Origin of the sequence: uncultured Novosphingobium sp., assembly GCF_964277725.1 — a bacterium.
Taxonomy (GTDB): domain Bacteria; phylum Pseudomonadota; class Alphaproteobacteria; order Sphingomonadales; family Sphingomonadaceae; genus Novosphingobium; species Novosphingobium fluoreni.
This window is the reverse complement of record NZ_CAXYKL010000115.1, coordinates 1-8221: the sequence shown is the minus strand read 5'-3', so window position 1 is coordinate 8221 and position 8221 is coordinate 1. Positions and strand designations below refer to the sequence as shown.

Genomic DNA, 8221 nt, shown 5'->3' with positions numbered 1-8221 from the left:
CCGTTGCTGGCGTCATCTCCCTGAGGTTCAGGACGATGGCGCCCTCTGCGCCCGCTGCGAGGATGTGGTGAGCACGCTGGAAGCATCGGCATGAGCATGACCGTGGACAGCAAGCTGGCCTGGCGTCGCCGGGGCATCGGCATCCTGATCGCGCTGCTGGTCTTCGCGATCGACCAGGGCATCAAGATCTGGGTGGACCGGGGCCTTAACCTCTACAACGTGCGCGTGGTGGAAGTGCTGCCGTTCTTCGATTTCCGCTGGACCGAAAACTACGGCGTCTCCCTGGGGCTGCTGACCGCGGGCTCGGTGGAAATGCGCTTCCTGCTGATGCTGATGACCAGCGCGATCGCGCTGTTCGTGGCGGTGTGGATGCTGCGCGAGCGGCTGCTGGCCGATATCGCGCCACTGGCGTTGGTGCTCGGCGGCGCGGCAGGCAACATCCTCGATCGCTGGAACCACGGTTTCGTGGTCGACTACGCGGACTTGCACTTCGGTGAGTTCCGCCCCTTTCTGATCTTCAATTTCGCCGATGCCGCGATCACCATCGGCGTCCTGATAATCCTTGCCCGCTCCCTGCTTTCGCGCGAAAAGCCGCAGGCTGACGAGGCGACACCCGCTTCCGGAGAGTTGAATTGATGAAGTCGAACCTGGCGAAGCTGGCTCTCGTGGGCCTGGGCGCATCGATGCTGGCGGGCTGCTCCAGCGGCGGCCTGTTCAACCGTGGCCGTCCGGACGAATTCGCGGTGCAGCGCCAGTCGCCGCTGGTGGTGCCGCCCGACTTCGCGCTGAAGCCGCCGCAGCAGGGCGTGCCCCGCCCCACCGACGATTCGCTTCAGGGCCAGACGCTGGACGCACTGTTCGGCGGCCCGGCGCAGCGCAGCGACGTGGAAAGCAACGCGCTCAGCATGGCCGGCCAGTCCGACCCGTCGATCCGCTCCACCGTGGGCGACACCGCGACCCACACCGTAGCCAAAGGCCGCGTGACCCAGCAGATCCTGTCCGCGCCCGAAGGCGACGGCCGCGACGCCCAGGCCTCGGTCGGGGCCTGAACCGACAAGTCCCCCTCCTGCAAACGGGAGGGGAGATTAAGGCACGATACCTCAGACCCGTTCGTATCGAGCGAAGTCGAGATACGTCAGCGCCGTGTTCGCGTGTCTCGACTTCGCTCGACACGAACGGATTTGGGCTGGGAACTGGGAAGTCGGTTGCAACCCGGACCTACTCGTCCCCGGTCACGCCATCACCTTCATCATCGGCATTCTCGTTCGATACCAGCAGCTTGTCGATCCGAAGGCCGTCCATGTCGACCACCTCGAAGCGCCAGCTCTGCTCGACGAAGTGCTCGCCCTCTTGCGGCACGTGCTTGAGCACGGCCAGCACATAGCCCGCCGCCGTCGCGAATTCGCGGTCTTCGGGCAGGTCGATGCCCAGCCGATCGGCCAGGGTATCCGCCGGCATCGCGCCGGAGATCAGCATCGAGCCATCCTCGCGCTCCACCACCATCGGGTGATCGCCGATGTCCTGGTGGCTGACGAAATCGCCCGCGATAGCCGCCAGCACGTCGCTGGGGGTGACGAGGCCTTCCAGGTGGCCATATTCGTCCCGCACCATCGCCATCGGCACTTCGGCGCGTTGCAGCACCTTGAGCGCGTCCATCGCGTCGATCTGGTCGGGGATCACCTCGGGCCGGCGCATCAGGCCGGTGATGTCCGCCGGGCGGCCCTCGACGATGGCGGCCAGCACTTCGCGCACGCGCAGCACGCCCACCACGTTGTCGGGCGAACCCTCCGCCACCGGCAACAGCGCGTGCGGGGTGTCCTTGATCCGGGCGAGGAGTTGTTCCTGCGTGGCGGCGGCGTCGATCCAGTGGATCTCGGGCCGGGGCGTCATCAGTTCGCGGATCGGGCGGTCGGCCAGGCGCATCACGCCCGCCATCATCGCCCGCTCTCCCTCCTCGATCACGCCGGAACGCGTGGCTTCGGCGAAGATCATGTGCAGCTCTTCCGCTGTCAGCTGATCTTCACCGCCGCGCCGCACCGAGAGCAGCCTGAGGATCAGCGCGGAGGAATTGTCGAGCAGCCAGACGAACGGCCCCATGATCCGCGCCAGCAGCGCCATCGGCAGCGCCATCAGTAACGCCACCGGCTCCGCCGTGCGCAACGCCAGTTGCTTGGGCACCAGTTCGCCCACCACCACGCTGGCATAGGTCGTGGCGATGATCACCAGGGTGAAGCCCGCCTCACCGGCGTAGCGCGGCGGCAGGCCCAGCGCCGTCAGCCGCTCTCCCACCGGACCGCCCAGGCTGGAGCCGGAGTAGGCGCCCGCAACGATGCCGATCAGCGTGATGCCGATCTGCACGGTGGACAGGAAGCGGCCGGGGTCCTCCGCCAGGGCCATCGCGGTGCGCGCGGCCTTGCTGCCCTTGTCCGCCGCCATGCGCAGGCGTGCGGGCTTGGCGGAGACAATCGCCAGCTCCGACATGGAAAACAGGCCGTTCACCAGGATCAGTGCGGCAATGATGAGGAGATCAGTCCAGGGAAACGGCGTCACAATGATCCAGAGCTAGCAGACTATACCGCACACGCGAAGCGCAACTTCTACGTGCACCTTTGCACGCAGCGTATGGAACCTTACGCAAGGCAATCCGTTCCGCGCCTATCGTTCCAAGACGGCGTTTGCATGGGACTGACGCAACAGGGCGCACGCCGGAAAAGAGAAAGGGCCTGCCATGAAGACCTCCCGCTTGCTTACTTCCGCTGCCGCAATCCTCTCCCTCGTCACGGTTTCCGCCTGTGTCACCGATCCCAACACCGGTGAGCGCAAGGTTTCGCGCACCGCGATCGGCGGCGTCGGCGGTGCGGGCCTGGGCTATCTGCTGGGCAGCGTGATCGGCGGGCGCACCGCGCGCATCGTCGGTGCGGGCATCGGCGGCGTCGCGGGCGGCGCGATCGGCTACCAGAAGGACAAGCAGATCCGCGAACTGCGCGAATCGACCGCCGGTTCGGGCATCGACGTGTCCGACAGCGGTGACGGCATCCTGGTCAACCTGCCGGACGTGACCTTCGCGGTGGATTCGACCGAGATCAGCCCCTCGTTCCAGGCGTCGCTGGACCGCGTGGCACAGAGCATGGTGCAATATCCGGACAGCCTGATCGACGTTTATGGCCACACCGATTCGACCGGCTCGGCGCAGTACAACATGGACTTGTCCAAGCGCCGCGCTGACGCGGTGGCTCGTTACCTGATCGGTCGCGGCGTCTCCTCGGCCCGCATCCAGACGCAGGGCATGGGCAAGAACTATCCGGTGGCCGACAACGCGACGGCAGAAGGCCGCGCCAAGAACCGCCGCGTCGAAGTGAAGATCACCCCGGTTTCGCAGGACGACGTCCAGCGCGCTCGCTGATTTTCGTACGAAGAATTGAAGGAGAAGGGCGGCGCGCGAGTGCCGCCCTTTTTCGTGGCCGGGTGCGGGCGATACCTATGCTTCGTCTTCCCAAGGTGTCGCGCGGCCTCTGGCATCCGGCACTCTGCGCTCGTCGGCATCGCAGCCGGAAACCTCGTTATTTTCCGCGAAAGTGCGTGTGACGAGTCCATCGCGGCTCTGGCGATCTTGACATTTAGAACCATATAGGTTATACGCCCTACCCGTCGGATCAGTCGCAAGACGGACCGACATGGCGGGTGCGGAAGGCGCGTAGCTGGCGTCAGACGTTCCGGACCAAGCGGCCGGTGCTCAAGACGGGCCCCTGCACCGCGATGCAAGACTATAACCCGCCGGCACTCGCGCCGGAAATGGGGCCGGCGGGCTTTTGCGAGCTTTTCCCGTCGGTTGTCTTGCACGTTGAAAGCCGAGCGTGTGGTGCTGCTTTCGCGTTCCCCCACTCGCCGGTCGCACGATGGAATGCTGAGCCAAGCCTGTCGCGCCAGGCCAGCGCCGGCCGCAACGCCTGCCTTGAACAAACCTTGGCGTTATCCCGCGCTCGCCTACGGGCGACAGCGCACGTCTGCCGCTCATCCCCTCACAAAACCACGCCCGTCTCGGTCTAGGCCAGCCGTTTCGCCCGCTCGGCCAGGCGCTCTACGGCGGCGGTGTGGATGGCGGCGGAGGTCACGAGCACGCCGAAGGCCCGGGGATCGCGCTTGTTGTAGTTCAGCGGCTTGCCGAACGCATCCGTCACGGCCGCGCCCGCCTCGCGCGCGATCAGTCCGGCGGCGGCGATGTCCCATTCGTACCCCCAGCGCAGCGTCGCCAGGAGATCCGCCTCGTCGGCCGCGACCATGGCGATGCGCAGCGCGATCGAATTGGGCTGGTCGACTCGCGTAAGGTCGGCGTCCTCCTTCATCAACGCGTTGGCGGGCACCCGCGCGCCGGGCAGCGCCTGACGGTGGCTGGCGCGCAGCCGTTCGCCATTGCGCCACGCGCCCTGCCCCGCCTCGGCATGCCAGATCTCCCCGCCCTCCTCCCGCCGGCGGGCCGGGGCGTAGAGGCAGGCGAGCAGCGGCCGCGATGCGCTGACCAGCGCCACCGAAATCGCCCAGCCCGGCCTGCCGCGCACATAATCGCGCGTGCCGTCGATCGGATCGACCAGCCAGGTCAGCGAACGCTCGATCCGGGCGCTGCTGTCCGCCGTCTCTTCCGACAGCCAGCCGGCGGAGGGCAGCAGTGCCTTCAATTCACGCTTGAGGAAGGTATCCACCGCGATGTCGGCCGCCGAAACCGGGCTGGTATCGGCCTTATCCCACACCTCACAGGCGTGTCCGTCACCCGGCCAGGAATCGAGCGCGATGCGCCCACCCTCGCGGACGATGGCTTCCAGGCGAGCGCGATCAATCATCGAGATAAGGATAAAGCGGGCACGCTACCTTTAATCGACCACCCCACGGCCCTTTTCAAGCGCCCCCGATGTGCTTATGCGGCACTGCAAAAGGATTCCTCCCCGCGCGGGCCTGCTCGCGCCTGTCATTCGCAACTCCATGTAGAAAGCGACCGCAGATGAACATCCATGAATACCAGGCCAAGGAACTGCTCGCTAAGTACGGCGTGAAGATCCCCGCCGGCCATGCCGCACTGACCGTGGAAGAAGCGATCGCCGGCGCCAAGCAGCTGCCCGGGCCGCTCTACGTGGTGAAGGCGCAGATTCACGCAGGTGGTCGCGGCAAGGGCAAGTTCAAGGAACTGGGCCAGGATGCCAAGGGCGGTGTGCGCCTTTCCAAGTCGATCGAAGAGGTCGAGGCGAACGCCAAGGAAATGCTGGGCAACACCCTGGTCACCATCCAGACCGGCGATGCCGGCAAGCAGGTGAACCGCCTGTACGTGACTGACGGCGTCGACATCGAGAAGGAATACTACCTCTCGATGCTGGTCGACCGGTCGACCGGCCGCGTCGCCATGATCGTCTCGACCGAAGGCGGTATGGACATCGAGGAAGTCGCCCACTCCACGCCCGAGAAGATCCATACCATCACGATCGATCCGGCAGAAGGCTTCCAGCCGCACCACGGCCGTGCCGTGGCGTTCGGCCTCAACCTTACCGGTGAGCTGAACAAGCAGGCGCAGACGCTGGCCAAGCAGCTGTACACCGCGTTCCTCGACCTCGATTGCGACATGGTGGAGATCAATCCGCTGGTCGAGACCAAGGACGGCAACCTGCTGGTGCTGGACACCAAGATGAGCTTCGATTCGAACGCGCTCTATCGTCACCCCGAAGTGATGGCCCTGCGCGACGAAACCGAGGAAGACCCGGCCGAGCTGGAAGCCAGCAAGTACGACCTGGCCTACATCAAGCTGGATGGTGACATCGGCTGCATGGTCAACGGCGCGGGCCTGGCCATGGCGACGATGGACATCATCAAGCTGAACGGCAGCTTCCCGGCCAACTTCCTCGACGTGGGCGGTGGCGCCAACAAGGAAAAGGTGACCGCGGCGTTCAAGATCATCCTGGGCGATCCCAATGTGAAGGGCATCCTGGTCAACATCTTCGGCGGCATCATGAAGTGCGACATCATCGCCGACGGTATCGTCGCGGCGGCCAAGGAAGTGAACCTGCAGGTTCCCCTCGTCGTGCGCCTCGAAGGCACCAACGTCGAGCAGGGCAAGCAGATCCTGGCCAATTCCGGCCTGGCGATCGTGCCCGCGAACGACCTGGGCGATGCAGCGAAGAAGATCGTGGCGGAGGTCAAGGCGGTCGCCTGATCAACATCACGAATGCGAAGTGACGGAATGGGGGTGCGCCGGAAACGGCGGCCCCCTTTCTTTTTGCGCGCTTTTTGGGGTGTGGCCGGAGGTGCCGATGCGGCCCTCCCGCCCTTTTGCAGGGCTTGACGCAGCGCACAAGGAGCGCAATGGCGGCGGCACAAAACCGTTTATCCGCGTGGCTCTTGCGATGCCGCGCCGCCGCAGAAAGAGGACCGAACCACATGAAGATCCTCGTCCCCGTGAAGCGGGTGATCGATTATAACGTCAAGCCGCGCGTCAAGGCGGACGGCACCGGTGTCGACCTGTCGAACGTCAAGATGAGCATGAACCCCTTCGACGAGATCGCCGTCGAAGAAGCCATCCGCCTGAAGGAAGCGGGCAAGGCCGAGGAAATCATCGCGGTTTCGGTCGGTCCGGCCAAGGCGCAGGAAACGCTGCGCACCGCGCTCGCCATGGGCGCCGATCGCGCGATCCTGGTGGAAAGCGAAACCGAGGTTGAGCCGTTGGCCGTCGCCAAGATCCTCAAGGGCATCGTCGAGGCGGAGAACCCCGGCCTGGTGATCCTGGGCAAGCAGGCGATCGATGACGATTCGAACCAGACCGGCCAGATGCTCGCCGCGCTGCTCGGCCGTCCGCAGGGCACTTTCGCCAGCAAGGTCGAGATCGAGGGCGATTCGGTTTCTGTCACGCGCGAGGTCGATGGCGGCTTGGAGACGGTGAAGCTCTCGCTGCCCGCGATCGTCACCACCGACTTGCGCCTGAACGAGCCGCGCTACGCTTCGCTGCCCAACATCATGAAGGCGAAGAAGAAGCCGCTCGATACCAAGAGCGCCGCCGATTACGGCGTCGACACCGCCCCGCGCCTCAAGACCCTCAAGGTCACGGAGCCTGCGGTGCGCAGCGCCGGCATCAAGGTGCCCGACGTCGACACGCTGGTCGCCAAGCTCAAGGACATGGGCATCGCCAACTAAGGCCGGTTCCTCTGATATCTCCTCCCGTTCGGATCGGGCCCTCGCAGACCAGGGCCGGGCCACGCGAAAGTCCGAACGGTGAGGGCTGAAAGGACAAGACAATGAAGACGCTAGTCTGGGTCGAGCACGACAACGCCTCCGTCAAGGACGCCACGCTTTCCACCGTAACCGCCGCCGCCAAGCTGGGTGAAGTCCACCTGCTGGTCGTTGGCCAGCGCGCGCAAGCCGCCGCGGATGCCGCCGCGCAGATCGCGGGCGTCGCCAAGGTTCACCTGGCGGACGACGCGGCCTATGCCAACAACCTGGCAGAGAACGTCGCGCCGCTGATCGCCCAGCTGATGGGGGATCACGACGCGTTCCTCGCACCCGCCACCACCAACGGCAAGAACATCGCCCCGCGCGTCGCCGCGCTGCTGGACGTGATGCAGATCTCCGACATCCTCTCGGTCGAGGGTGAAAAGACCTTCACGCGCCCGATCTATGCCGGCAACGCCATCGCCACGGTGGAAAGCAGCGACGCCAAGCTGGTGATCACCGTGCGCGGCACCGCGTTCGAAAAGGCCGCCAGCACCGGTGGTTCGGCCGCGGTCGAGGCGATCTCGGGCACCGGCGATGCTGGCCTGTCCAGCTTCGTGGGCGCCGAACTTGCCAAGAACGAGCGCCCTGAACTGACCAGCGCCAAGATCATCGTCTCTGGCGGCCGCGCCCTCAAGGATGCGGACACCTTCCAGGCAACCATCTTCCCGCTGGCCGACAAGCTGAAAGCCGCCGTCGGCGCCAGCCGCGCCGCCGTGGACGCGGGCTTTGCCCCCAACGATTATCAGGTCGGCCAGACCGGCAAGATCGTCGCTCCCGAAATCTACATCGCCGTGGGCATCTCCGGCGCGATCCAGCACTTGGCCGGCATGAAGGATTCCAAGACCATCATCGCCATCAACAAGGACGAGGACGCACCGATCTTCCAAGTGGCAGACATCGGCCTGGTGGGCGATCTGTTCACGATCGTTCCGGAGCTGACAAGCAAGCTCTGATCCGCAGATCACAACCGTATCAC

At 65.3% G+C, this 8221-nt stretch carries 9 protein-coding genes; 7 read left to right on the top strand and 2 right to left on the bottom strand.

The window, feature by feature from the left end; genetic code table 11:
- From ACHWRX_RS06880 to ACHWRX_RS06870, 3 genes are all read left to right on the top strand, one after another.
- Positions 1-94 (top strand): zinc finger domain-containing protein (locus ACHWRX_RS06880; RefSeq protein WP_394658633.1); only part of this gene is annotated, 94 nt, incomplete at its 5' end.
- Positions 95-96: 2 nt separating this feature from the next.
- On the top strand, positions 97-636 hold the full coding sequence (gene lspA, locus ACHWRX_RS06875; protein ID WP_183615931.1) for a signal peptidase II: 540 nt from the start codon (positions 97-99) through the stop codon (positions 634-636).
- The gene (locus tag ACHWRX_RS06870) at positions 636-1049 is read left to right on the top strand and encodes a DUF3035 domain-containing protein (protein WP_183615765.1); all 414 of its coding nucleotides are present in this window, start codon (positions 636-638) and stop codon (positions 1047-1049) included. Before lspA ends, ACHWRX_RS06870 begins: the two co-directional genes overlap by 1 nt.
- 169 nt (positions 1050-1218) lie before the next feature.
- On the opposite strand, the gene ACHWRX_RS06865 is transcribed toward ACHWRX_RS06870, so the two are convergent.
- Positions 1219-2550 (bottom strand): hemolysin family protein, encoded by a 1332-nt coding sequence (locus ACHWRX_RS06865; protein WP_394658632.1) that lies wholly within the window; start codon positions 2548-2550, stop codon positions 1219-1221.
- A 178-nt stretch (positions 2551-2728) separates the two neighbouring features.
- On the opposite strand from ACHWRX_RS06865, the gene ACHWRX_RS06860 reads away from it, so the two are divergent.
- The gene (locus tag ACHWRX_RS06860) at positions 2729-3403 is read left to right on the top strand and encodes an OmpA family protein (protein WP_058735542.1); all 675 of its coding nucleotides are present in this window, start codon (positions 2729-2731) and stop codon (positions 3401-3403) included.
- Positions 3404-4043: 640 nt separating this feature from the next.
- Here ACHWRX_RS06860 and ACHWRX_RS06855 read toward each other — a convergent pair.
- Positions 4044-4835 carry a 3'(2'),5'-bisphosphate nucleotidase CysQ gene (locus tag ACHWRX_RS06855; RefSeq protein ID WP_058735543.1) on the bottom strand — a complete coding sequence of 264 codons (792 nt, stop codon included), beginning with the start codon at positions 4833-4835 and terminating at the stop codon, positions 4044-4046.
- A 158-nt stretch (positions 4836-4993) separates the two neighbouring features.
- Between ACHWRX_RS06855 and sucC the strand changes: the two genes are divergently transcribed.
- The 3 genes from sucC to ACHWRX_RS06840 all read left to right on the top strand — a co-directional run bounded on the left by sucC (position 4994) and on the right by ACHWRX_RS06840 (position 8198).
- Positions 4994-6193 (top strand): ADP-forming succinate--CoA ligase subunit beta, encoded by a 1200-nt coding sequence (gene sucC / locus ACHWRX_RS06850; RefSeq protein WP_058735544.1) that lies wholly within the window; start codon positions 4994-4996, stop codon positions 6191-6193.
- Positions 6194-6417: 224 nt separating this feature from the next.
- Positions 6418-7167, top strand: a complete 750-nt coding sequence (locus ACHWRX_RS06845; protein WP_183615763.1) for an electron transfer flavoprotein subunit beta/FixA family protein — start codon at positions 6418-6420, stop codon at positions 7165-7167.
- A 101-nt stretch (positions 7168-7268) separates the two neighbouring features.
- Entirely contained in the window at positions 7269-8198 is a 930-nt protein-coding gene (locus ACHWRX_RS06840; protein ID WP_394658631.1) for an electron transfer flavoprotein subunit alpha/FixB family protein, read from the top strand.
- Positions 8199-8221 lie beyond the last annotated feature (23 nt).